At 62.3% G+C, this 1402-nt stretch carries 2 protein-coding genes; both read right to left on the bottom strand.

From position 1 onward, the window contains the following. Positions 1 to 226: 226 nt before the first annotated feature. Positions 227 to 685: a carboxymuconolactone decarboxylase family protein gene (locus tag EOD07_RS34395; protein ID WP_127238353.1), complete on the bottom strand. Its 459-nt coding sequence runs from the start codon at positions 683 to 685 to the stop codon at positions 227 to 229. Between the two features lie 29 nt (positions 686 to 714). Beyond that, entirely contained in the window at positions 715 to 1233 is a 519-nt protein-coding gene (locus tag EOD07_RS34390; RefSeq protein ID WP_127238352.1) for an Rrf2 family transcriptional regulator, read from the bottom strand. Positions 1234 to 1402 lie beyond the last annotated feature (169 nt).

The following is a 1402-nucleotide window of genomic DNA, read 5'->3' as shown; positions in this document are numbered from 1 at the left end:
GCCCAGCCATAGAGCGAGCGTCGCCTGCGGCACGCCGCGCGCGGCCATCAGCGAGGCGACTAGCTTTCTGTTCTGAATGTTGCGCAGGCCGGCAAAGACGAAGGCGCCGCCAAGCAGCAGCCGTGCGGCGACCAGAATCTCGTTCTGAGAATTCTCGAACATGTCGTTGTTCTTTCGCCGAAAAAAGACGTGGGCCGCTCAGCCGGCCCACGTCGCGGCCGCAAGATCAGGCGGCCTTTGCCTTTTCGACCGGGTGGACGGAGCGGAACGGTATGGCGAGGCGATTCCACACATTGATCATGCCAACCAGCACGGTCAGCTTCACAAGTTCCTCCTCGGAAAAATGCTCCAGCGTGGCGGCATAGAGATCGTCCGGAACGCCGTTGTCGGAAATGTTGGTCACCGCCTCGGTCCAGGCAAATGCCGCCCTCTCGCGCTCGGAAAACAGCGGCGATTCCTTCCAGGCCGCGACCAGATAGAGGCGCTGCTCGGTCTCGCCGTCGCGCCTTGCCTCACGGCTGTGCATGTCGACGCAGTAGGAGCAGCCATTGATCTGCGAAGCCCTGAGCTTGACCAGATGGATCAGGCTGGCCTCCAGCCCGCTCTCCTCGACAGCCGTGTTGAGCTCGGTCACTGCCTTCATGAGAGCCGGCGCCTTGGCATAAAATTGAAGTCTCTGTTTCATCGTCTTGCCTTTCCACATTGTCTGGCGGGTTAAGTCTGTTTGGATGAAGCGGATTTCTGCGGCCGCTGGTGACGCTCGACGAAGGCGCAGCTCGCGGCATAGGATCGCGGATCGCCTTCGGCCGCGTACTCCGCCACGATGTCGGAAATCTTCACTTCCGCGAGCGCCGCCCGATAGGCGCGCTCGGCCTTGAGCATCGCGGCATTGATGCCGCAGGGTTTGACATAGGCCGAGGCGTCGATCTTGACGGGGCCGTTGCGGCGGATCTCGCCGCAACGGAACGCCGGCTCGCGACCCTCGATAGCCAGCACGACGTCGAGCAACGTGATCTGTTCCGCCGCCCGCGCCAGCCGGTAGCCGCCCGCCGGCCCCGGCACCGATTCCAGGATGCGCGCCGCCGTCAGCTGGTTCAGATGCTTCAGCAGATAGCTCGACGACAACCCAAAGCACTCCGCCAGCGCCGCGCCCGGCATGGTGCTGTTGCCGTCTACGCTGGCCAGCGTCGCCGTGCAGTGGATGGCCGCCTCGACCCCTTCGCCCAGCTTCATTGTGCCGATCTCCAATTCATGGATATCTCTTATCGTGGATATTTTTTATCTGCAATAGTGAAATGAAAATTGCCCGGCAATTCATCGAGACAACGTGAGAGGACGACGCTTCGCAGGACCTGGGTTCCTCGCACCCCGCGAAGCGGGGGAGAGGTGGCCCGGCGAAGCC

Source organism: Mesorhizobium sp. M2C.T.Ca.TU.002.02.1.1 (assembly GCF_003997225.1).
The sequence above is the reverse complement of the archived record's forward strand: the minus strand, read 5'-3'. Positions and strand labels throughout refer to the sequence as shown.